General features: G+C 60.1%; 21 protein-coding genes and 1 tRNA gene. 13 read left to right on the top strand and 9 right to left on the bottom strand.

Annotated elements, in window-relative coordinates; translation table 11 throughout:
* Positions 1-53 precede the first annotated feature (53 nt).
* On the bottom strand, positions 54-1,052 hold the full coding sequence (locus HPDFL43_RS11030; RefSeq protein ID WP_425348792.1) for an ABC transporter substrate-binding protein: 999 nt from the start codon (positions 1,050-1,052) through the stop codon (positions 54-56).
* 270 nt (positions 1,053-1,322) lie between these two features.
* On the opposite strand from HPDFL43_RS11030, the gene HPDFL43_RS11025 reads away from it, so the two are divergent.
* Together HPDFL43_RS11025 and HPDFL43_RS11020 are read left to right on the top strand one after the other, a co-directional pair.
* On the top strand, positions 1,323-1,724 hold the full coding sequence (locus HPDFL43_RS11025) for a RidA family protein (RefSeq protein WP_040449200.1): 402 nt from the start codon (positions 1,323-1,325) through the stop codon (positions 1,722-1,724).
* On the top strand, positions 1,721-2,515 hold the full coding sequence (locus HPDFL43_RS11020; protein ID WP_007197412.1) for a creatininase family protein: 795 nt from the start codon (positions 1,721-1,723) through the stop codon (positions 2,513-2,515). Before HPDFL43_RS11025 ends, HPDFL43_RS11020 begins: the two co-directional genes overlap by 4 nt.
* A gap of 24 nt (positions 2,516-2,539) precedes the next feature.
* Here HPDFL43_RS11020 and HPDFL43_RS11015 read toward each other — a convergent pair whose 3' ends face one another.
* The 3 genes from HPDFL43_RS11015 to HPDFL43_RS11005 all read right to left on the bottom strand — a co-directional run bounded on the left by HPDFL43_RS11015 (position 2,540) and on the right by HPDFL43_RS11005 (position 5,412).
* Positions 2,540-2,911 (bottom strand): hypothetical protein, encoded by a 372-nt coding sequence (locus HPDFL43_RS11015; RefSeq protein WP_156970258.1) that lies wholly within the window; start codon positions 2,909-2,911, stop codon positions 2,540-2,542.
* Positions 2,912-3,312: 401 nt separating this feature from the next.
* Complete coding sequence (locus HPDFL43_RS11010) at positions 3,313-4,683, bottom strand: aspartate aminotransferase family protein (RefSeq protein WP_007197410.1); 1,371 nt, start codon at positions 4,681-4,683, stop codon at positions 3,313-3,315.
* 228 nt (positions 4,684-4,911) lie between these two features.
* A complete protein-coding gene (locus tag HPDFL43_RS11005) occupies positions 4,912-5,412 on the bottom strand; it encodes an Lrp/AsnC family transcriptional regulator (RefSeq protein ID WP_007197409.1) in 501 nt (166 codons plus the stop codon).
* Between the two features lie 169 nt (positions 5,413-5,581).
* On the opposite strand from HPDFL43_RS11005, the gene eutB reads away from it, so the two are divergent.
* From eutB to doeB, 4 genes are read left to right on the top strand one after another with little or no spacing between them, the layout of a single operon-like run.
* Positions 5,582-6,586, top strand: a complete 1,005-nt coding sequence (eutB, locus tag HPDFL43_RS11000) for a hydroxyectoine utilization dehydratase EutB (protein WP_007197408.1) — start codon at positions 5,582-5,584, stop codon at positions 6,584-6,586.
* Between the two features lies 1 nt (position 6,587).
* Positions 6,588-7,580 carry an ectoine utilization protein EutC gene (gene eutC / locus HPDFL43_RS10995; protein ID WP_007197407.1) on the top strand — a complete coding sequence of 331 codons (993 nt, stop codon included), beginning with the start codon at positions 6,588-6,590 and terminating at the stop codon, positions 7,578-7,580.
* Positions 7,581-7,609: 29 nt separating this feature from the next.
* Complete coding sequence (gene doeA / locus HPDFL43_RS10990) at positions 7,610-8,797, top strand: ectoine hydrolase DoeA (RefSeq protein ID WP_007197406.1); 1,188 nt, start codon at positions 7,610-7,612, stop codon at positions 8,795-8,797.
* 6 nt (positions 8,798-8,803) lie between these two features.
* Complete coding sequence (doeB, locus tag HPDFL43_RS10985) at positions 8,804-9,793, top strand: N(2)-acetyl-L-2,4-diaminobutanoate deacetylase DoeB (protein ID WP_007197405.1); 990 nt, start codon at positions 8,804-8,806, stop codon at positions 9,791-9,793.
* 80 nt (positions 9,794-9,873) lie between these two features.
* Here doeB and HPDFL43_RS10980 read toward each other — a convergent pair whose 3' ends face one another.
* From HPDFL43_RS10980 to HPDFL43_RS10970, 3 genes are all read right to left on the bottom strand, one after another.
* Positions 9,874-11,388, bottom strand: coding sequence for a tripartite tricarboxylate transporter permease (locus HPDFL43_RS10980; RefSeq protein WP_007197404.1), 1,515 nt, complete (start codon positions 11,386-11,388; stop codon positions 9,874-9,876).
* Positions 11,389-11,399: 11 nt separating this feature from the next.
* Entirely contained in the window at positions 11,400-11,891 is a 492-nt protein-coding gene (locus HPDFL43_RS10975; protein WP_007197403.1) for a tripartite tricarboxylate transporter TctB family protein, read from the bottom strand.
* 112 nt (positions 11,892-12,003) lie between these two features.
* Positions 12,004-12,990 (bottom strand): tripartite tricarboxylate transporter substrate binding protein, encoded by a 987-nt coding sequence (locus tag HPDFL43_RS10970; protein WP_007197402.1) that lies wholly within the window; start codon positions 12,988-12,990, stop codon positions 12,004-12,006.
* Positions 12,991-13,129: 139 nt separating this feature from the next.
* On the opposite strand from HPDFL43_RS10970, the gene HPDFL43_RS10965 reads away from it, so the two are divergent.
* From HPDFL43_RS10965 to HPDFL43_RS10955, 3 genes are read left to right on the top strand one after another with little or no spacing between them, the layout of a single operon-like run.
* On the top strand, positions 13,130-13,798 hold the full coding sequence (locus tag HPDFL43_RS10965) for a response regulator transcription factor (RefSeq protein WP_007197401.1): 669 nt from the start codon (positions 13,130-13,132) through the stop codon (positions 13,796-13,798).
* Positions 13,795-15,165, top strand: a complete 1,371-nt coding sequence (locus HPDFL43_RS10960) for a sensor histidine kinase (protein ID WP_007197400.1) — start codon at positions 13,795-13,797, stop codon at positions 15,163-15,165. The genes HPDFL43_RS10965 and HPDFL43_RS10960 overlap by 4 nt, the downstream gene beginning before the upstream one ends.
* The gene (locus tag HPDFL43_RS10955) at positions 15,135-16,181 is read left to right on the top strand and encodes an ABC transporter substrate-binding protein (RefSeq protein WP_040449199.1); all 1,047 of its coding nucleotides are present in this window, start codon (positions 15,135-15,137) and stop codon (positions 16,179-16,181) included. Before HPDFL43_RS10960 ends, HPDFL43_RS10955 begins: the two co-directional genes overlap by 31 nt.
* Positions 16,182-16,240: 59 nt before the next feature.
* Here HPDFL43_RS10955 and HPDFL43_RS10950 read toward each other — a convergent pair.
* Positions 16,241-16,316, bottom strand: a tRNA-Lys gene (locus HPDFL43_RS10950).
* A gap of 390 nt (positions 16,317-16,706) precedes the next feature.
* Between HPDFL43_RS10950 and HPDFL43_RS10945 the strand changes: the two genes are divergently transcribed.
* A complete protein-coding gene (locus HPDFL43_RS10945; RefSeq protein ID WP_040449198.1) occupies positions 16,707-17,456 on the top strand; it encodes a cytochrome c biogenesis CcdA family protein in 750 nt (249 codons plus the stop codon).
* Here the strand turns inward: HPDFL43_RS10945 and HPDFL43_RS10940 are convergent.
* The gene (locus tag HPDFL43_RS10940; protein ID WP_007197397.1) at positions 17,453-18,397 is read right to left on the bottom strand and encodes a DMT family transporter; all 945 of its coding nucleotides are present in this window, start codon (positions 18,395-18,397) and stop codon (positions 17,453-17,455) included. The genes HPDFL43_RS10945 and HPDFL43_RS10940 overlap by 4 nt on opposite strands.
* Positions 18,398-18,535: 138 nt before the next feature.
* On the opposite strand from HPDFL43_RS10940, the gene glmU reads away from it, so the two are divergent.
* The 3 genes from glmU to HPDFL43_RS10925 all read left to right on the top strand — a co-directional run bounded on the left by glmU (position 18,536) and on the right by HPDFL43_RS10925 (position 22,659).
* A complete protein-coding gene (glmU, locus tag HPDFL43_RS10935) occupies positions 18,536-19,903 on the top strand; it encodes a bifunctional UDP-N-acetylglucosamine diphosphorylase/glucosamine-1-phosphate N-acetyltransferase GlmU (protein WP_007197396.1) in 1,368 nt (455 codons plus the stop codon).
* 122 nt (positions 19,904-20,025) lie between these two features.
* Entirely contained in the window at positions 20,026-21,852 is a 1,827-nt protein-coding gene (gene glmS, locus HPDFL43_RS10930; protein ID WP_007197395.1) for a glutamine--fructose-6-phosphate transaminase (isomerizing), read from the top strand.
* 120 nt (positions 21,853-21,972) lie between these two features.
* Positions 21,973-22,659 carry a DUF502 domain-containing protein gene (locus HPDFL43_RS10925; RefSeq protein WP_007197394.1) on the top strand — a complete coding sequence of 229 codons (687 nt, stop codon included), beginning with the start codon at positions 21,973-21,975 and terminating at the stop codon, positions 22,657-22,659.
* Positions 22,660-22,665 lie beyond the last annotated feature (6 nt).

The following is a 22,665-nucleotide window of genomic DNA, read 5'->3' as shown; positions in this document are numbered from 1 at the left end:
GACGGCAGAACAGGCCTGTCCGGAATTTTACATCCGGGCAGGCGGAGGGGTTGCTACTTCAGGTCAAGCCCGAGGCCCTGATTGACGTAATCAAGGGTGTAGGATGACTTGATGTCAATGCCGTCGGCAATCACGCCGGCCTTGACCATCTTGGCATAGAAGCTCTCCATGCGTTCATCTGTCATGGCGCCGATGCCCATGGTTTCGGTGTCGCCGGAATCCACAATGCCATATTCCTTGATCTTGCCGATCGAGAACGCGATCTGCTCGTCGGTCATGTCCGGATTGTCTTTCTGGATCAGGGCGTTGGCGGCCGTGTTGTCGCCGTAGAGATAGTTGTACCAGCCCTTGATCGAGCCTTCGACGAAGCATTTTACCGCGTCAGGCATATCGTCGATGGTTGCCTGCATCACCTCGATGGTGGTCGAGTAGGTGTCGAAGCCATAGTCGGCGACGAGGAACAGATTGGGCTTGAAGCCGGCCGCGTTTTCAACCGCGAAAGGCTCGGAGGTGATGTAGCCCTGCTGCGCCGATTTCGGATTGGCGATAAAGGGGGCCGGGTTGAAGGTGTAGGGGACGCGCTTTGACGGGTCGAAGCCGAACTCGGTCACCATCCACTGGAAATAGCTCTGGAAGCCCGCGTCACCGAGAATATACTCATCGGCGTTCTTGAGGTCTTCCCAGGTGTCCAGCCCCTGTCCCGGGTGCGTCATCAGCACCTGCGGTTCCTTCTGGAACGATGCGGCAACCACCTTGACCGGGATGCTCTGTTCCACCGCCGAGAAGGCTTCCAGCATGTTGCCGCCCATGTGGAACTGGATCTTGCCGGCCAGAAGCAGCGCACGGTTGTTCACCTGCGGTCCGCCCTGGGCGATCGTGACATCAAGTCCGCAGGCGGCATAGGTGCCGTCGGCGACCGACTGATAGAAACCGCCATGCTCGGGTTGAGCCAGCCAGTTGGTGCCAAAGGTCACGGCTTCCTGGGCTGTGGCCTGTGCGCCTGCGGCCAACAGAATTGCCGCCGTAGCGCAGGATCTAAGAAGATACGTCATGTACATCATCCCTTGGTTCAGATGCGGGTTTGCTTTTCAATTCCCGTCGTTAAGACACCAGAGCAACCTTGCAAGCCTCATGCCAATGGCCGATCCACGGTCCATCCGGTGTTGCTCTGCAAACTGCTCTGACCCGCGTCTGCTCTTGCCCTGCAAATAAGCTATGTGCTCATTTTCATGGCAGCATTTCCCGATTTCAGGTCATACTCTGCCATTCCAAGGCAGTTTGGAATAGATTAAAAATGGCGTTTCTGAAACGAGGCCCCGGATATGAAACACCACACCCCGTCGAATTTGAGAGCACCCTTTGCGCGCTACAGCCATGGGGTGGAAGTGCCACCAGGCCACCGGCTGGTGTTGTGCTCGGGGCAATTGGGGATCGCACTCGACGAGACCATCCCGGAGGATGTGGAAGCGCAGACGGAATTGTGTTTTGCCAATGTGGCGGCGGTGCTCGAGGCTGCGGGCATGGGGCTTGGCGACATTGTGCGGATCAACGCCTATGTCACCGACCGGGCGCATCTTCCAGGCTATATGAAGGTTCGCGACCGGCTGTTTTCCGACCCCGCGCCGGCCTCCACGCTGATGATCGTCTCGGGCTTCGCGCGAGAGGTCTTCAAGGTCGAGATCGAGGTGATCGCGGCTGCGAAAGCAAAGGAGGGCATATCATGAGCCGCAAGATCTGGTGGGGTGACTTCACCACACGCGAGTTCGATGACATCGACCCGGATGCCACAATCGCGGTTCTGCCGATTGCGGCAATTGAGCAGCATGGTCCGCATCTTCCGGTCTCCACCGACAGCGCGATCATGCAAGGCATGCTTGACACGGTGATCGCGCAGACGCCTGCGGACCTGGATATCCGGATCCTGCCGATTCAGCCGGTGGGAAAGTCCAACGAGCACCAGCACGCACCCGGCACATTGACGATTCCCGCCACGACACTGATCGAGCATTGGGTCGAACTTGGCCATTCCATTGCGCGTGCCGGTGTCCGCAAGCTGGTGATCGTCAATTCGCATGGCGGCAATGAGGAAATCATGGGCATTGTCGCGCGGGAACTGCGGGTGCGGGCGCGGATGCTCGTGGCCAAGACATCATGGATGCGGTTCGGATTTCCCGAAGGGCTCTACAGCGCCCGCGAACTTGCCTACGGTATTCACGGCGGTGATGTGGAGACGTCGCTGATGCTGCATTTCAGGCCCGACCTCGTAGCCATGGAGAAGGCAGAGGATTTTGTGTCCGCGGTTACCCGCGCGGAAACCGAATTCGAGCTGTTGCGGCATGCCGGCACCCACGCATTTGCGTGGATTGCCAGCGACCTCAATCCTGCGGGAGCGGTGGGCGAGGCGTCCAAGGCCACTCCTGGCAAGGGTCAGCTTACCGCTGCGCACCAGGCTGAAGGGTTTGTCAAACTCATGATGGATGTGCGCGCCGCGAAACTCGATGACTGGCTGGCTTGAGCGCGCATGCCCTGCCGATTGATTTCAGCCGACGGGAGCCGCTTTGGAAACCGCTTTGATGCGCGCCACCTTGGAGATCAGATCGGAAGGGATTTTGGTGGTGAGACTGAGGCCAAGGGTGAATTTGCCCTGGTTGCGAGTGACGGCGTGAACCTTGGCGCCCAAGCCGGGGATGACCAGGTAGACGTCAATGACGCGTGGCGGGAAATGATCCGAGGTGAGCAGGCAGCTGTCTTCTGAAAGGTTGACCATCCAGCACGGGATCGGGATCCTCGTTTCGGAATTGCGAACCGAGACGTGTGCGATCACCGGGCAATTGGCGTCCTGTTTCGAATAGACTTGGCGCTTGTCGCCGGCACCGCCGATCTGTGTCAGAGCGTGTCTTTTTGGCCTCATCGTCAGTCCTCTCAGAACTGCATAATTCATCACGGTATCATGTCATGCCAAAGCTAATGAAGCGTTTAGACAGCGGTTCAAAATGATCTGCCCGTGGGTGCGGCGGTTCTGGTCGCAACGTCTCTGAGCATTGATAGCTTAGGGATAGAAAAAGAGGCGCAAAAGACTGTAAGTGCTAGAATATTTGCCTGTTCTGACAGGCATTTCGGATCACAATCCATAACCGAATGGTCATGGATATTGTTCAAATTGCGCAAGGCCTGTTCATGCCCGATTAGGGACAATTGAAAGTGGTGCTGCGGCCAAATGCCTGCGGCAAGCCGTGCATGGATGTCCCACAGGTTCCCTCCCGGGCGCGCGGCAACACGCGTTGCCGGAAGAGATGTTGCTTGCGGCGGTTCTTAGCCGCAGACCTCTTTCACCGCATCGCTGGTTGCGGCAATGATGGTGTCCGCCTCCTCGCGTGAGAGGCAAAGTGGCGGAGCAAACCCGAGGATGTCTCCCTGAGGCATGGCCCGGGCAATGACGCCGCGCTTGAGCAGGGCTGCGGCGATTGACGGGCCAATCTTGGCTGCGGGATCGAAGAAGACGCGGTTGTCCTTGTCCTCGACCAGTTCGACGGCGCAAAGCATGCCTTCGCCGCGCACATCGCCGACATTCCTGTGATCAGCGAGGGCGTCGCGCATGCGGGCATTGAGATAGGCGCCTGTTTCACCCGCATTGGTGACGAGGCCAAGGCTGTCGATGAGTTTGAGATTGGCGACACCGGCCGCTGCGCCGATCGGGTGTGCGGAATAGGTCCAGCCATGGCCAATGGCGCCGTACTCGTCGGTGCCTTGTTCCAGAACCTTCCAAACCTTGTCTGAGATGATCGAGCCGGACAGTGGCGCGTAGGCCGAGGTCAGGCCCTTGGCGATGGTGATGATGTCGGGTTCGATGCCATAATGCGTCGAGCCCATCATGGTGCCAAGGCGTCCGAAGCCGGTCACTACCTCATCGGCGACGAGAAGGATGTCGTGTTTTTTTAGCACAGTCTGGATGGCGGCCCAGTAGCCGGCCGGGGGCGGCACGATGCCACCGGTGCCGAGGACCGGTTCGCCGATGAAGGCGGCAATGGTGTCGGCACCTTCGCGTTCGATCATGGCCTCGAGTTCGTTTGCGCAATGGGCAACGAAATCGGCCTCGGACATCGAGAGATCGTCGCGGCGGAAATAGTAGGGCGCTTCGGTGTGCAGCACCTGAGAGAGCGGCAGATCGAACTTCTTGTGAAACAGATCCAGCCCGGTCAGTGAGCCGGTCATCAGGCCCGAGCCGTGATAACCGCGCCAGCGCGAGATGATCTTTTTCTTCTCGGGGCGGCCGAGAATGTTGTTGTAGTACCAGATCAGTTTGACGTTGGTTTCATTGGCATCCGATCCCGAGAGGCCGAAATAGACCCGGCTCATGTTCTCGGGCGCGCGGTCAATCACCATCTTGGCAAGCGTCACCGAGGCTTCGGTGCCGTGGCCGACATAGGAATGGTAATAGGCGAGTTCCTTCGCCTGCGCCGCGATGGCTTCAGCAACCTCCTGACGGCCGTAGCCGATGTTGACGCAGTAAAGGCCGGCGAAAGCATCGAGCAGGCGGTTGCCCTCACGATCATGGATGTAAACGCCTTCGCCGCCGGTGACGATTCGGTTCTTCAACTCGCCACGGGCAAACTGCGCAAGATGGGTCGAGGGATGGAAAAAGTGATCATGATCCCACTGGTCAAGCTGATCGTTGCGCAACATCGTCAATTCCTTGTTCGAGTGTTGTTTCAAACGCGGCCGCCAACGACACAGGCAAAGCCGCGAAACAGGGCCGGTCCGGAAGAACGCGACAGCTTTGGAACACGGTGTTCGGACCGTCGTTGTCGCGCTTGGCCGTTTCGACCCGAATTTAACGGTTCCTTGCCAGTGGATTCCTCTGATGCAGAGGCCCCTGGCAGAGGGTTCATCCAAATATTCCGAGCTCAGCCACTATCTTGTCTCCGGATCTGAACCGGTCAGCAGGGCAAAGGGAAAGCCTGCGGAGTGTTTGACTGGCTTGGTGACGATATAGGTGAAATAGCGCGCCAGGCCGGTGGGGCGTGCGAGAAGATCATCGATCAATTGCTGATAGCTGTCGATGTCGCGGGTGATGACATGAAGCAGATAGTCAAAGCCGCCGCCCAGCGCCCAGCAGGAAATGATTTCTTTATATCCATCAACGGCTTGCTCGAATGCCTGAAAGGTGGCCGCACGGTGATTTTCGAGTTCTGCCATGACAAAAACCGAGACCTGTGGCGCGATATGGCGGAGTTCGATCTCGGCGCGATAGCCTGAAATGATCCCGGCTTTTTCCAGACGGCTGAGCCGCTCCCAGCACGGTGTGGCGCTGAGATTGACCCGCTTTGCCAGGTCTGATTTGGAGATCCGGCCTTCCCGCGACAGGATTGCGAGGATCTTGATGTCGCGGTCATCGAGTTTGATTGGGGCCATGACAGCGACCTTTGAGCCAGCATCGGGGGCTTGTCAATTTCCAGGATAATGATCAACAATAATTCATGACATTCTGGCCGCCAATCCACCAACATATGTGCCGTCTTGCCGATAAAACACGTGCCGGTTCCATCGTGCGGTTGAGGGGTGTCATTGCAGGTGAAGCGGCATGAATGCGCCTGTGCCCGAGATCAGTATTGCGACCATCGAGCAGGCGCGAAAGACAATTGCGAACAAGGTGTTGCAAACACCGGTGCAGCTGTCAGCCAGCCTGTCCGATCAGCTCGGTGTTCCGGTGCATCTGAAACTGGAGCACACGCAGATCACCGGCAGTTTCAAGCTCCGCGGCGCGACCAATGCGGTCGCCGCGCTGTCGAATGCGGAGAAGCAGCGGGGCGTAGTCGGGGTGTCGACCGGCAATCACGGCCGCGGGTTGGCCTATGCCGCGCGGGCCGCAGGCGTGCGCTGCATCATATGCATGTCGCGGCTGGTTCCGCAGGCCAAGATCGATGGCATCAAGGCGCAAGGGGCCGAAGTGCGGATCGTTGGCAACTCTCAGGACGAGGCGCAGCTGGAGGTCGACCGGCTGGTCAGTGAGGACGGGAGGACGATGATTCCGCCGTTTGATCATCGCCATGTCATTGCCGGACAGGGCACACTGGGTCTTGAACTGCTCGATCAAGTGCAAGAACTGGAAACCATTTTGGTGCCGGTCTCCGGCGGCGGTCTGTTCTCCGGTGTTGCCGCGGCGGTGAAGGCGCTCAAGCCTGAGGTGCGGATCATCGGCATCTCGATGGAGCGCGGGGCGGCGATGCATGCTTGCCTCAAGGCAGGCAAGCCGGTTCTGGTCGAGGAATTGGCGACGCTTGCGGATTCGCTGGGGGGCGGCATCGGCCTCGACAACCAATACACTTTCGCGATGACCCGGGCTCTGGTCGACGATCTCATTCTGGTCAGTGAGGCCGAGATTGCAGCTGCGATCCGGCACCTCTACTGGCAGGAGCGGCAGATTGTCGAAGGCTCCGGCTCGGTTGGTGTGGCGGCGCTGCTGTCGGGCAAGGTCACGGCTGACGGGCCGGTGGCGGTGGTGCTGAGCGGCGGCAATATCGATATGAACCAGCATCATCGCATCATCTCGGGTGAAGATGTCGATGTCACCCAGGAGGTGGCCTGAGATGGGCGACATCACGATCCTGACCGAGGCGGAATTGCGGGGTCTCATTGAGCTCGACCTTGAGGCGGTGGATTGCATCGAAAAGGCCTTTGTGGCGCTTGCGCGCGGTGATGTGGAGATGCCGCCGATCCTGTCGATGGCGATTGCGCCGTTCAATGGCGAGGTCGATGTGAAAACCGCTTTCGTGCCCGGGATCGACAGCTTTGCGATCAAGGTTTCTCCGGGATTTTTCGACAATCCGAAGCTGGGACTGCCGAGCACATCGGGATTGATGGTGCTGTTTTCCGCCCGAACCGGCATGCTTGAGGCGCTGCTGCTCGACAATGGCTATCTCACCGATGTCCGCACCGCGGCCGCAGGAGCCGTTGCCGCGCGCCATCTTGCCCGCGCGGACGCATCGCATGCCTGCATCCTTGGCGCCGGTTGCCAGGCGCGGCTGCAACTCAAGGCGCTGTGTCTGGTTCGTCCGATCAGGACGGCCACGATCTGGGCGCGGGACGCCGGCAAGGCGCAGACAGTGGCAGCGGAGCTTTCACAGGAACTCGGGATCGATGTCCGTGCCGCTGAGGATGCCGGCACGGCGGTCAGCTCCGCGGATGTGATTGTCACTACCACACCTGCGACAAGGCCAGTGCTGGAAGCCGCTTGGCTGCGGCCGGGCCAGCATGTGACGGCCATGGGGTCGGATCAGGAGCACAAGAACGAACTCGACCCGGCATGCCTGCTCAAGGCCGATCTCTATGTCCCCGACAGGTTGACCCAGACCCGCGGTCTTGGCGAACTTCGCAGTGCGATTGCGTCGGGCCTTGTCGAGGCCGACCGCGTTTTTGCGGAACTCGGGATGATTGTTGCGGGCCAGGCCAAGGGCCGTTCATCCGATAACCAGATCACCATTGCGGATCTCACCGGGACCGGCATTCAGGACACCGCCATTGCCACGCTCACCGGCAAGCGTGCTCAGGCGGCCAATGCCGGGACGCTTTTTTCAAACTGAAATCCCTCCAAGAAAGGAAACAGCCCCGAATGTCCGCGCCAATTCTGAATTTCAGCCGGGAAGAATATGCCGCCCGGCTTGCCAAGACGCGCTCCGCCATGGCTGCCGCAGGCGTCGATGTGATCATCGTTTCCGACCCGTCGAACATGGCATGGCTGACCGGTTATGACGGCTGGTCGTTCTATGTGCATCAGTGCGTGGTGGTGGGACCGGACGGAGACCCGGTCTGGTTTGGTCGCGGCCAGGATGCCAATGGCGCGCGGCTGACCGCCTATCTGGGGGACAGCGACATTATCGGCTATCCCGATCACTATGTGCAATCCGCAGAACGCCACCCGATGGACTATCTGTCGGCCAAACTCGAGGAGCGCGGCTGGGGCAACATGCGCATCGGCGTCGAGATGGACAATTACTGGTTTTCCGCCGCCGCATTTGCCTCCTTGCAGAAGCTCCTGCCAAATGCGCGTTTCTCCGACACCACCGCTCTGGTCAACTGGCAGCGGGCAGTCAAATCACCCCGGGAACTTGATTATATGCGCAAGGCCGCGCGTCTGGTCGAGCGGATGCACAGGACGATCTTCGACAAATGCGAACCCGGTTACCGCAAATGCGATCTGGTGGCCGACATCTATGAAGCCGCCTTGCGCTATGATGACGGGCTTGGCTATGGCGGCGACTATCCGGCGATCGTGCCGCTGCTGCCTTCGGGGGCTGACGCTTCTGCGCCGCATCTGACCTGGGATGACAAGCCGATGAAGAGCGGCGAGGGCACCTTCTTCGAGATCGCCGGGGTCTACAAGCGTTACCACTGCCCCTTGTCACGCACGGTGTTTCTCGGCAAGCCGACACAGACCTTCATCGATGCGGAAAAGGCCGTGCTCGAAGGCATGGAGGCCGGACTGGAAGCGGCAAAGCCCGGCAATCTGTGCGAGGATATCGCGCTCGCGTTCTTCAAGGTGCTCACCAAATACGGGATCACCAAGGACAACCGCACCGGCTATCCGATCGGCCTGTCCTATCCGCCGGATTGGGGCGAGCGCACCATGTCGCTGCGGCCCGGCGACAAGACCGTGCTTGAAGAAAACATGACCTTTCATTTCATGACCGGGTTGTGGATGGACGACTGGGGCTTCGAGATCACCGAAAGCATCGTCATCGGAGCCGCTGGGGCTGAATGTCTCGCGGATGTGCCGCGCCGGCTTTATGTGAAGGACTGACATGTCATGAGCGCCAATCCCATCACGCCCACAATCCCGCTCGACGAAGATGGCGAACATCATGGCTTCTTGCGGTTGCCCTACAGCCGCGACGATTCGGCCTGGGGATCTGTGATGATCCCGATTACGGTGATCAAGAACGGCGTTGGCCCGAGCGCGCTGCTGACCGGCGCCAATCACGGTGACGAGTATGAAGGGCCGATCGCTTTGATGGAGCTGGCGCTGAGCCTGAAGGCAGGTGAGATCGAGGGCCGGGTGATCATTGTTCCGGCGATGAACTACCCGGCGTTCCGGGCGGGCACACGCACTTCACCAATCGACAGGGGCAACATGAACCGCTCGTTTCCGGGTTCGCCCAGCGGGACGGTCACGGAGAAGATCGCCGATTACTTCACCAACGTCTTGCTGCCGGAAGCCAATGTCGTTCTGGATTTTCACTCCGGCGGCAAGACACTGGATTTTATTCCCTTCGCCTCGGCCCATGTGCTTGAGAATGAGGACCAGCAGGCGGCCTGTGTTGCTGCAGTTGAAGCCTTCAACGCGCCTTACTCGATGATGCTGCTCGAGATCGACAATGTCGGCATGTACGACACAACGGTCGAGGATCAGGGCAAGATTTTCGTGACAACCGAGCTCGGCGGCGGCGGATCCTCAACCGCGACATCGAACGCGATCGCCAAAAAGGGCGTGCGCAACGTGCTCAAGCACACCGGCATCATGAAGGGTGAGCTGGAGATTGGGCCGTCGACAATGCTCGATATGCCGGACGGGGACTGTTTCGTCTTCTGCCAGGATGACGGCATGTTCGAGGCGATGAAGAACCTGGGTGATCCGGTCGAGAATGGTGAGGTCGTGGCCCGTGTCTGGCCCGTTGACCGCACTGGCCGTCTGCCGATCGAGTATCGTGCCCGGCGCTCGGGCCTGCTGGTGTCGCGGCATTTTCCGGGGCTGATTAAGTCCGGCGACTGTCTGGCGGTGGTGGGCGTCGAGGTGTGAGGTGAGAGAAGGGCGGGGTCCGCCCTTCTGTGTCTTTTAAATCGGTCACGGTTTGTGCTGGTTGTTCTCAGTCGCCTGCATCAATCGCCGTCTGCCACACCTTCCGCGCGTTTGCGGGCGCGATAGCCACGGTAACTCGGCAGTACGACCAGAATGAGTGCCACGACCAGAAGAGCCATGGTCATCGGGCGTTCAAGAATGAAATCAAATCCGCCATAGAGCTGCATCGCCCGGGCGAAGTTGTTTTCGAGCATGGTGCCGAGGATGAATCCGATCAGCAGGGGCGCCAACGGGAAGTCCGCAAAGCGCAGGATTGTCGCGACCACGCCGAAGCCGACCAGGATCAGCAACTCGGTCGAATTGTTCTGCCCCAGATAGCTGCCCATCAGGGTAAAGAACAGAATGAACGGGATCAAGAAGGTGCGCGGGATGGTCAGGATCTTCGCGATGTAGGGGATCAGAGGCAGGTTCAGGATCAACAGCACCAGATTGCCGAGATACATGGAGATAATGACGGCCCAGAACACCTCGGGCGTGTCGGTCATCAGCCGCGGACCAGGGGTCACGTTGAGTGCCAAGAGTGCTCCGAGCAGGATCGCGGTGGTGCCGGAACCGGGGATGCCAAGCGTCAGCAATGGCACAAAGGATCCTGTGCAGGCCGCGTTGTTGGCGGTCTCCGGCGCTGCGAGCCCCTTGATCGAGCCCTTGCCGAATTCTTCCTGCTCCGCGCCCTTGGCGATGTTGCGTTCAACCGCATAGCCCAGGAACGAGGCGATTGTCGCACCCGCGCCCGGCAGAACGCCGATGAAGAAGCCCTGCACCGATTGGCGTCCGATCACCGGAGCGATCTTGCGCGCTTCGGCGCCGGTGATGCGCAGACCGGTGATCTTGCCGCTCTCACCGGTGGCTGCGCGGGCGGGATTCATGACCAGGAACAGCGCCTCGGGCAGTGCGAACATCGCCATGGCGAGGGTGATGAAGGAAAAGCCGGTTTGCAGTTCCATCATTCCGAAGGTGAAGCGCGGCGTGTTTGACAAGGCACCTTCGCCCACGGTGCCGAGCATCAGCCCGAGCAGCGTCATCATCAGGGCCTTGGCGACCTGTCCCGTGCCTGCAAAGGCAGCAATCGCCGACAGGCCCACAACCATCAGGGCGAAGTATTCAGCCGAGTGGAATAGCAGGGCCACGGTGGAGAGTGCCGGCGCGAAAATCATCAACAGGATGGCGCCGATGGTGCCTCCGGCAAAGCTGGATATGGCGGCGATCGTCAGGGCCTTTCCGGCTTGCCCCTTGCGCGCCATCGGGTAGCCGTCGAAGCTGGTGGCGACCGTTCCGGCGACCCCCGGCGCGTTGAGCAGGATCGAGGATGTCGATCCGCCGAAGATTGCACCGTAGTAAACGCCTGACAGCAGGATCAGAGCGGCGGTGGGATCGCCGATCCCGATGGCCACCGGGATCATGATCGCAATGATCGACATCGGCCCAAGTCCCGGCAACATGCCGATGAACGTGCCCACGACACAGCCCATGATCACCATCATAAGATTGAATGGCGTCAGCGCCGCTGTCAGGCCTATGAGAATTCCTTCCAACATGTCCGTGCCCCCTACATGAATATGCCGGGCCAGGGGCGAAGGAAGATTCCGAGCACCTCCTGGACCAGATACCAGATTGACCCGGTGGCGATCAGTGCGACGGGGATGAGGATGTGAAACCGGCGTTCGCCCAGCAGCGCCGCGCCAAGAACAAGAAAGCCCACTGTTGAGCCCAGGAAGCCCAGCGGGCGAAGGGTCAGCGCATAGGCCACCATCAGCACAAGAAGCCCAATGGCCTGGCCGATATGATAGTCACCCAGCCGGGTGAGGTCGATCGCCCCGTCCTTGGCAGGCTTGCCCTCCGCATTCGGTTTTGGCGTAAACAGAACAATCAGTCCGACGACCAGACCAAGAAAGGTCAGCATCTTGGGGAATGTCGAGGGCCAAACGGGATTGCGCTGCAAGATCCGCGGCAACTGATCGTCCATGGTGAAAAATGCGGCATAGCCATAGACGCAACACAACGCGACAAAGGCCAGCGCGATCCAGCGGTCAAGCGCCATATCTCATCCCTCCCGGCAAGGTTTTCATGGGTATTGCGGCTTTGCAGATGCCCCGGCTCCGCCAAGAGCTGCCGGGACATCTGTCTTTACTAGAGCAAGCAATCTGCCCGGATTACAGGAATCCGAGTTCCCGCATCAGATCGCCAATCTGCTTTTCCTGACCTTCGAGGAAGGTGCGGAATTCGTCGCCCGGACGGAAGATGTTGACCAGACCCATGCGTGCACGGACGGTTTCCCACTCTGGCGTTTCCATCATCGCGGCCAGCATGTCCTGATAGGCGGCGAGCTTGTCTGCCGGAAGATCTGGGGCCGCGAAGAATCCGCGCCAGTTGACGAACTCGGCATCGATGCCCTGTTCGGCAAATGTCGGTGCCGCATCAAAGGCAGGCACGCGTTCGGGTGCTGTGACGCCAAGGATGCGAACCTCGCCCTGACCAGCAAGTGCCACGGCTTCGGAGAAGCCGGTCGACAGCGCGTCGATTTCACCGGAGAGGAGGCCGGCCATGGCATCGCCGCCGGCATCATAGCCGATGTAGTTGAAGGCGGTGGGGTCTTCGCCCGCGCCCTGCATCACGATGGCTGCAACCAGATGGTCCATACCGCCGGGAACCGAACCGCCGCCGATTGCGAACTCTTCAGGCGTTTCGCGGTAGATCTTCAGTGCGTCTTCCATCGAGGTGAGGGGGCTGTCGGCTCTCACGACGATGGCCGCATAGTCGCCCACGGTGCCAGCGACCAGGGTGAGGTCACGGAAGTTCTGCGAAATTTCACCGGTCAGTGCGCGGATCACGATCGGGGTTGAGTTGACCATCAAGGTGCCGTGGCTGCTGGCCGCATTTTCGATCAGATTGCCGATGGCTACGCCGCCGCCACCGCCGGACATGTTTTCGAAAGTCGCTGTGCCGACGAGGCCGGAATTCATCAGCGCCTCACCGGTTCCGCGTGCCGTGCCGTCCCAGCCGCCACCGGCGCCGCCGGGAATCAGGAAGTGAACCGAATCCATCACCTTGTGGCTGCCAGCCATGGCAAAGCCTGAAAAAGCAACGGTTGCGGTGGCCGCAGCGATAAGCGTGCGGCGTGTCCACTCAATAGTCTTCATAGGAAATCCTCCGATTTGACAGGCGATCCTCCACCGCCCATATCTGGCATCAACCACACTAAGCTGACAGAAGCCTGACAGAGTGAGGAGGCAGTCTGAGGAGGCCAGTCTGACGGGGTGCTGTTGAGGGGAGACATCAGTGCGGTATCTTTTGGTCGAGGACAATGCCGAGCTTTCTGAAGCCGTCGTCAAGCGCTTGGCGCTGGATGGTCACGCCGTGGACCACGCCACGAACCTGGGGGAAGCCGAGGATTATCTCGCTGCTGCCAGCTACGATCTCATTCTTCTCGATGTGATGTTGCCCGATGGCGATGGTCGCGAATTTCTGGCGCGCAGCCGGGTGCATCTTGAAACGCCTGTGATCGTGCTCACGGCGCGCAGTCAGGTGTCGGATCGTGTCGGGGCGCTGGATCAGGGGGCAGATGACTACATTACCAAACCCTTCGACTTCTCCGAGCTGGAAGCGCGTTGCAGGGCAGTGTTGCGGCGCCGGGGCGGTGCGGCGCGCAATGAAATCGCGCTTGGTGCGGTGACATTTGACCTTCTTTCCGGGGTCTTGCGAAGCGGAAATGACACGCTGGAACTGCGCAGCCGCGAGATCCGGCTGCTCGAAATCTTTGCCCGCCACCCGGGCCAGATCAAGTCGAAATCGCTGCTCATGGACCGGCTGTTTTCCTATGACGCCACGGTGAGTGAAAATGCCATAGAGGTCTATGTCGGCCGCCTGCGCCGCCGGATCGAGGCGGTGGGCTTGCGGATCGAAACCGTGCGCGGCCTTGGATACCGGCTCGAGATCGACGCCACATGACCGAAACAACATCGATCGGGAAACGGCTGACCCTGCTGCTGGCCGGTGTTGCGGCGCTGCTGTCCTTGCTTAGCTGGGGGATGGTGACCGGGCTTGCCCGGGAAGCGACCCAGCGGACCCAGGACAATGTGCTTGCGGCCTCGGCCACCGCGATTGCCGAAACCCTGCGCAGTGAACAGGGCGAGGTGCGCCTCGAGCTGCCTTACGCAGCCTTTGCCATGCTTGGCGCGATCAGCGAGGACCGGGTGTTCTATCGCGTAAGGGCTGATGAAAAGACCCTGACCGGCTATGATGATCTGCCTTCGCCTGACGCCGGCAGACAGGGGCAGGTGGTCTTTGAGACCACCGAGTACAGCGGTGCAGCGATCAGAACAGCCTCGATTTCCCGGCCGGTTCTGGCCGGTGACGGACCGGTCCTTGTGACGGTTACGGTGGCTCAGACGCGGGATGGCGCAGGCGCGATTGCGGCAGAGTTGTCACGGTTTGCCGGAATCCTGTCGGTGGCCTTCTTTCTGATTGCTGTCGCACTCTCTGCCTTCGTTGCACAAACCTCGTTGCGGCCACTCAACGAGATCGCAGCCGCGGTCTCGCGGCGCGGTCCGTCGGATCTGCGTCCGCTTGTGCGCGCGGCGCCATCAGAACTTGCGCCGCTGTTGTCCGCGCTCAACAGGCTCATGGACCGTTTGCGGCAATCTATCCGCCGCTCGGAGGATTTCATCACAGAAGCGGCGCACCGGGTTCGCACGCCTTTGGCCACGGTCCGCGCCCAGGCCGAGATCGCGCTCAGGACCGTTGAGGGGGACTCCGACAAGGAGCGTCTGCGCCGGATCATTCGCGCGGTTGACGAGAGTTCGCGTTCCGCAGGGCAATTGCTGGACCATGCCACCGTGGCCTACCGCACCGAAGACCTTGCGCAAGATCCGCTGGATCTGGCCGATCTGACGGCGCAGACGGTCGCAGCGATGGAACCGACCGCGTCGATGCGCGATATCCGGCTGAACCTGGAGACGACACCGGCTCAGATTTCGGGAGATGCGGTGCTGCTTGAAAATGCGATCCGGAATGTTCTCGACAATGCGATCAAATATTCGCCCGAGGATACTACGGTCTCGCTGCGGATCGCGGTTTCCGGCAATGAGGCGCATCTGAGCGTCAATGATCAGGGCCCGGGTCTTGGAGACGAACCGGTAGCGGCGCTCACCGAGCGCTTCCGGCGCGGCAACAATACCGCCAGCATTGTCGGTTCGGGCCTGGGCCTGACCATCGCCGCGGATGTTCTGCGCGCCCATGGCGGGCGGCTGGAGCTTGCGAGCGCAAGAAACGGGAGTGGAGGAGCATGCGTTTCCCTTGTTTTGCCCTTGGGCTGATCCTCTGGGCTGTCAGTCCACTGATGATCGCAACCGCCGTTCAGGCCCTGGACGTCGAAGATCACCGGTTGTTCCCGGGAACGGGTGAGCGCGTGCTGCGGGTTGTGTCGACAACGGATCTGGCCGTGTTCGAACCCTACATTTTAGCGTTTCAGAAGAACTGGCCGGAAATCGCAGTGGATTACACGGTGCTTTCCTCAAGCGATCTGCACCGGGCGATCCGCGATGGTGTCAAGTTCGATCTGGTTGTCTCATCCGCGATGGATCTGCAGTTTCAGCTGGCCAATGACGGTTTCGCCCAGCGCTATCGTTCCGGTGCAACCGGTGCGCTGCCGGAATGGGCCCGTTGGCGTGACATGATCTTTGCCTTCACGGCCGAGCCTGCAGTGGTGGTGATCAACAGCGAACGGCTTGCCGGTCTTGAGCTGCCTGCGACCCGGCAGGAACTGATCGCGATCCTGCGCGACAATCCGGAGCGTTTTGTCGGCGCGGTCGGGACCTATGATGTGCGCGAAAGCGGCCTGGGGTTCTTGTTTGCCACCCAGGAGGACCGGTCGACCGACGCCTACTGGCGGCTGAACGAGGTGATGGGCAGGCTGGGCCCACGGCTCTATTGCTGTTCCTCGCAGATGATCGAGGATGTTGCGGAAGGCCGCCTGGCGCTGGCCTACAATGTGCTGGGCAGCTATGCGGCTGACCAGTTGGCCAAGGACCAGAGCGGCCGCATGCAGATCCTCAGGATGCAGGATTTCACCAATGTGATGTTGCGCACCGTCTTTATCCTGACCGAATCCCAGGAGATCGAAGCTGCTGGCGCGATGATCGACATGCTGGCCCGGCTGGGTCTGCGCGACTTGCCCGGTGACTGGCCTTTGCCATCGCTGAGCCAGACCGAAAAGGGCGAAGCCATGGGCTTCGGCCCGATCCGCCTTGGGCCGGGCTTGATGGTCTACCTCGATCCGCTGAACCGGCGGGCATTCCTGGCGGAATGGGAAAACGCCATGGAGCAGCGTTAGGAACGCCTGGCGATCCAGCAAACGGGATTGAATTCAGGGCAGGACGATTTTCAGGAAAGTGGTGAGAGCGCAGGGGTTCGAACCCTGGACCTACTGATTAAAAGTCAGTTGCTCTACCAACTGAGCTACGCTCTCGCCGGCGGCACCGAAGCACCGCTTGATTGGCGCGGAACATAGGCAGGCCGGTGGCCATGGTCAACCGCAAAAAACGCACAGGCAGAAAGGTTTTTTGCAATGCGCTTGCGAGCACATGATCGGACCTTGCGGTGGTGTTTTTCAGGCCGCTTGATCCGGAGTTCCTGGCGTTTGGTGCGCGAGCATTGAAAGCGCGTTAACAGTGCCAGAGGCCGCTTGCGCCGGGCAAATCACGACTGGCATTCCAAAACGTGACTGGCCTATTTGCGGTGCGGCGTTTAGACAGATTGCGATTTGCCGTCCGGAGAGGCTTTCTTCCGGTCCAACCAAACAGTCTACCGAACAAACAGTCTACCGAACGGCCGACGGCACCAAACTGGAACAGCAATTTTGACAATCGCCGACATTCCGCTGCTGACAGTCCTACTTGCCGGGGCGTTGTCCTTTCTGTCGCCCTGCGTGTTGCCGCTGGTTCCACCCTATCTGTGCTACATGGCTGGGGTTTCTGTGGAGGATTTCCGCGGATCTGGTGCGGCTGAGCGCAGCCGGGAAACCCGGCGGGCGGTGTTTTTCGCGTCGCTGTTCTTCACGCTGGGCTTTGCCACCGTGTTTGTGGCCCTGGGCGCGGGGGCCTCATCCATCGGGACGGCACTCAGGCAGCATATGGATCTGCTGGCCAAGGTGGGTGGACTGGTGATCATCCTGATGGGGCTGCATTTCCTGGGGGTTTTCCGCATCGGCGTGCTGGCACGTGAAGCCCGGTTTTCGGGCGGCGGCAAACCGGCGACGTTTTCGGGCGCCTATGTCATGGGGCTTGCCTTTGCCTTCGGCTGGACCCCGTGTATCGGGCCGGTTCTGGGGGCTGTGCTCGGTGTGGCCGCGTCGCATGAGACCGTGACGTCGGGCGCGTTGCTGCTTGCGGCCTATTCTCTGGGGCTGGCGGTTCCATTCTGGATTGCGGCGTTGTTTTCCGAGCGGTTCATGCGGTTTACCCAAAGGTTCCGCAAGCATCTTGGCACCGTCGAGAAGATCACCGGGGCGCTTCTGGTGCTCACCGGCATTCTGTTCCTGACCGGCGGCATGGCCACAATGGCGTTCTGGCTGCTCGAGACCTTTCCAGCGCTCGGCAAGATCGGTTAGGGCCGGGTTTTGGGGGGGCGGCCGATTGGAGCTGTCGCCAGCACAAGGCCACCCAGCACGGTGAGGATGCCGACCATGTGGTGGGCATGAAACGGTTCGCCCAGGACGAGCACCGCAAGACCCACACCGTAGACCGGCAGCAGATACATGAAGATGCTGGTTGTCGAGGCACCGAGCCGGGCGACGCCGTACTGATATCCGCCGAAGGCCAAGAGCGACGAAAACACCACAATCCCGGCAATCCCGCCCCAGGCTGACACTGTCGAGGGCATGCGCGCACCTGACATCCACTCCCAGAGGGCAAACGGGGCGAGCAGCAATGCACCGGCGATCGTGATCGCGCCAAACAGCGCCGACACCGGCATGGCTGATGTTCGCGGCCCTTTGAGCAACACGGAATAGACCGCCCAGGACAATGCAGCGGCAATGAACATCAGGTCACCGCGGTTGAGATCAAGCCCGGCCAGGCGGTCCAGATCGCCCTGGAGCACAATGATGGCGACGCCGAAAAAGCCTATCGCGATACCGGCCAGTTCACGCCAGCCGGTGGCACGGGCGAAAAACAGTCTTTCGAGCAGGATGACCATCAGCGGTGAGGTCGTGTAGATCAGCGTCGCATTGGTTGCGGTGGTGAACTGCAAAGCATAATAGACGCCCGCGCCGCAGATCCACATGCCGAGGAATCCCAACAGCAGCCAATGCCGAGGCGAGCTGGTGAGATAGGCGCGAACATGATGGCGCGCCACCCAGACGAAGGGCGCAAGCGCCAGGCTGGCGGCGGTCCAGCGCAGAAAGGCGAGTGTGAACGGCGCGACTTCCGGAATGGTCGTGCGCCCGAAAATCAGGTTCGTGGAGAAGAACAGCGGGGTGAGAATCATCACGACGAGCGGGACAAACCGCGACGCACCTGATGATCCGGCAAACAGGGAAGCATTGGTCATCGCTCTCCATAACAGGACTGCTTGAGCGGGAAAGCCCTTTTTTGGTCTGACTTGTGCTGATTGAGAGCTTTGGTGGCAACCGGCTTGAGTGCTATAGCAGCCGCCAGTGCGGGTTTGAGAATCGGGAAAGGAACTTCAATGGCGCGAACATGTCTCGCAGTCGTGCTTGCTGCAGGTGATGCCACACGGATGAAATCATCTAAATCCAAGGTGCTTCATACTGTCGGCAATCTTCCCCTGATCGCCCATGTCACCGGTTCTGCAGCCGCTGCCGGTGTGCGCAAGATTGCACTGGTGGTGGGGCGCGATGCCGATGCCGTGGCGATGGCTGCACGCTCCGGCCACGATGTCCCGATTGCACCGGTGATGCAGACCGAGCGCAAGGGCACCGGGCATGCCGTGCTGATGGCCAAGGACATCATTGCCGAAGGCTATGATGATGTCGTTGTGCTTTATGGCGATGCGCCGATGATCGATCCCGAGAGCCTCAGGGCCGCAGTCACTGAACGCAGTGCGGGTGCGGATGTGGTCGTCCTGGGTTTCCGTGCGGCAGACCCAACCGGCTATGGCCGTTTGATCGAACGCGATGGTGAGCTGGTGGCGATCCGTGAACAAAAGGAGGCAACTGCCGAAGAGCTCGAGATTGATTTCTGCAATGGCGGGATCATCACCTTTTCCGGTGCGCAGGCGATCAGCCTTCTCGAGGCAATCGGCAATGATAATGCCAAGGGTGAGTATTATCTGACCGATATCGTTGAAATTGCGCGCGAGCGGGGCCTGAAATGCGTCGCCATTGAAGCTTCCGAAGAAGACATGATGGGGTGCAACACCCGTGCTGAACTTGCCGAAATCGAGGTCGTTTGGCAGCAGCGCGCCCGCCACCGGGCCATGCTGTCCGGTGTGACCATGATCGATCCAGCCACGGTCTATCTCTCTTTTGATACCGAACTTGGCAATGATGTTGTGATCGAACCCAATGTCTGGTTTGGACCCGGGGTGCGGGTTGGCCAGAGCGCTGTCATTCATGCCTTCAGCCACCTTGAGGGAACGGTCGTTGGCGCACACGCCCAGATCGGGCCCTTTGCGCGGCTCAGGCCCGGTGCGGATCTGGCGGAGAAGGTCAAGGTCGGCAATTTTTGCGAGGTCAAGAAGGCCAGGATCGGCGAAGGTGCCAAGGTCAATCACCTCAGCTATATCGGAGATGCGGTGATCGGAGCTGGCGCGAACATCGGTGCGGGGACCATTACCTGCAACTACGATGGCCAGAACAAGCATCTGACCGAGATCGGGGCGGGAGCCTTCATCGGATCAAACTCGTCGCTGGTCGCCCCGGTCAAGATCGGGGATGGGGCCTATGTCGGATCGGGCAGCGTGGTGACCATGGATGTGCCGGAGGATGCGCTTGCTGTCGCCAGGGCGCGGCAGGAGACAAAACCGGGCCGGGCCAAGCGGCTTCGGGAGAAGATTTTGGCGATCAAGGCGCTCAAGATGAAGTCCGGATCCTGAAAAACCTGATCGGATCGGTAACGCGGTGTCATGAAATTTGAGTGTTGGCATTGGCGGTTGCACTGGCGCGTGGCGAAAATGCTGCGTAAGAGCGTCGTTAGCAAAACAGGCTGGAGAAACATATGTGCGGAATCGTCGGGATAGTTGGTAAGCGTGAGGTGGGTACGCTGCTGGTGGACGCACTCAAGCGGCTTGAGTATCGCGGCTATGATTCTGCAGGCATTGCTACCATTAACAATGGCGAACTCGGCCGGCGCCGGGCTGAAGGCAAGCTGGTCAATCTGGAGACCCGATTGGCTGACGAACCGCTGGCTGGCACGGTTGGCATCGGCCACACCCGCTGGGCGACCCATGGCGCCCCGACCGAGCGCAATGCGCACCCGCATTTTTGCCATGGCGTGGCAGTCGTTCACAACGGCATCATCGAGAATTTTGCGGTGCTGCGGGCCGAACTGACAGCCAAAGGCGCGGAGTTTCACAGCCAGACCGACACCGAAGTGGTCGCCCAGCTGCTTGCCGCCTATCGCAGCGAAGGTCTGGCGGCGCGCGAAGCCATGCACAAGGCACTGTCGCGGCTTGAAGGTGCCTATGCGCTCGCCGTGCTGTTTGAAGATCAGCCGGATATGATCCTGGGAGCGCGATCCGGTCCGCCGCTGGCCGTCGGACACGGCGAAGGCGAAATGTTCCTGGGCTCAGACGCCATTGCGCTGGCCCCCTTCACCGACAAGATCACCTATCTCGATGATGGCGACTGGGCGGTGGTGACGCGTGAAAGCCTGGAGATCTATGATCATTCGGGTGCGCTGGTGGAACGGCAAAGCCAGATATCGCGCGGGACGGCCTATGTGGTCGACAAGGGAAACCACCGCCATTTCATGGAAAAGGAAATCCATGAACAGGCGGAGGTGGTGTCGCACACGCTCAGCAACTACATCGATTTTGCGGAAGGCAAGGTTAGGCTTGACACGGGGCAGTTGGATTTTGCCAATCTTGACCGGTTGGCGATGTCGGCTTGCGGCACGGCCTATTATGCGGGCCTGATTGGCAAATATTGGTTCGAGCGCTTTGCCAGGCTTCCGGTTGAAATCGATGTGGCCTCGGAGTTCCGCTATCGCGAAATGCCGTTGACCGGGCGCATGGCGGCGATGTTCATTTCCCAATCCGGTGAAACTGCCGATACGCTGGCTTCACTGCGCTACTGCCGTGATCATTCGCTTCCGATCGGTGCCGTGGTCAATGTGCGTGAATCGACGATAGCGCGGGAATCCGATGCTGTGTTTCCGACCCTTGCCGGGCCTGAAATCGGTGTTGCCTCGACCAAGGCGTTCACCTGCCAGCTGTCCGTGCTTGCCGCACTGTCGATGATTGCCGGGCGCGAGCGGGGAACATTGTCGCCTGAAGATGAGTCGGTGATGGTCCAGGCGCTGGTGGAAGCGCCACGGCTGTTCAATGAAGTCATCCGCGATATCGAGCCGCAGATCGAAACGCTGTCGCGGGAGCTGGCACGGTTCAAGGACGTGCTCTATCTCGGCCGCGGAACCAATTTCCCGCTGGCGCTCGAAGGTGCGCTCAAGCTCAAGGAAATCTCCTATATTCACGCTGAAGGCTATGCGGCGGGTGAGCTCAAGCATGGCCCGATCGCGCTGATCGACGAGAACATGCCGGTGATCGTGATCGCTCCGCATGACCGCCACTTTGAAAAAACCATGTCAAACATGCAGGAAGTCGCTGCGCGCGGCGGTCAGATCATCCTTATCACCGACGAGAAGGGCGCAGAAGCGGCGCCGCTTGAAACGATGGCTACGATCACCCTGCCGGTCGTTCATGAGATCGTGGCACCAATCCTGCACGCGTTGCCGGTTCAGCTGGTTGCCTATCACACGGCTGTTTTCATGGGGACTGATGTGGACCAGCCGCGCAATCTCGCCAAATCCGTGACCGTGGAATAGCCAGTTTCTCGCGGCACCTTGGTTGTTCTTTCCCGGCTGTGCTTGCCTTGGCGGCGAGGCCGTTCCTATATTGGTGTTGCGGTGCATCATTTCGCAAGGCCGCCAGGAACGAGGTAGACGATGAGCGACAAGCACAAGGGGCATGGTGGAGGCCGGCGTTTACGGAACTATTTCCTGACCGGGCTTATCATCGTGGCGCCTCTGGCCATCACGGCATACCTCACCTGGACCTTTATCGGCTGGGTTGACGGTTGGGTGAAGCCCTACATCCCCGCAGCCTACAATCCGGAGACATATCTTCCGTTTGCCGTGCCGGGCTTCGGGCTTCTGACCGCTCTGTTCCTGATCACCATGATCGGATTCCTGACAGCCAATCTGGTCGGCCGGTCGATCATCGCATTCGGGGAATCGCTGCTGGACCGGATGCCTCTGGTGCGAAGCCTGTACAAGGGCCTCAAGCAGATCTTCCAGACGGTGCTCGCCGAGCAGAGCAGCTCCTTCAAGCAGGCCGGTCTGATCCAGTACCCCCGGGTCGGATTGTGGTCGATCGTCTTCATTGCCACTGACACCAAGGGTGAAGTCGACAGCCGCTTGCCGGAGGAGGAATCGATTTCGGTGTTTCTGCCGACCACGCCCAACCCGACCTCTGGATTCCTGCTTTTCGTGCCGCGCAAGGATGTCATCATCCTCGACATGAGTGTCGAAGAAGCGGCCAAGATGGTGATTTCGGCAGGTCTGGTCTCGCCGGACTATCCCAAGAAGCTCCCGGTGAAGCCGGGAACCAAGTCCAAGACGGAGCCCGCGTGAAGCCTT

Origin of the sequence: Hoeflea phototrophica DFL-43 (genome assembly GCF_000154705.2) — a bacterium.
Taxonomy (GTDB): domain Bacteria; phylum Pseudomonadota; class Alphaproteobacteria; order Rhizobiales; family Rhizobiaceae; genus Hoeflea; species Hoeflea phototrophica.
Note: the sequence above shows the minus strand (reverse complement) of the source record. Positions and strands in the feature narration are given on the sequence as shown.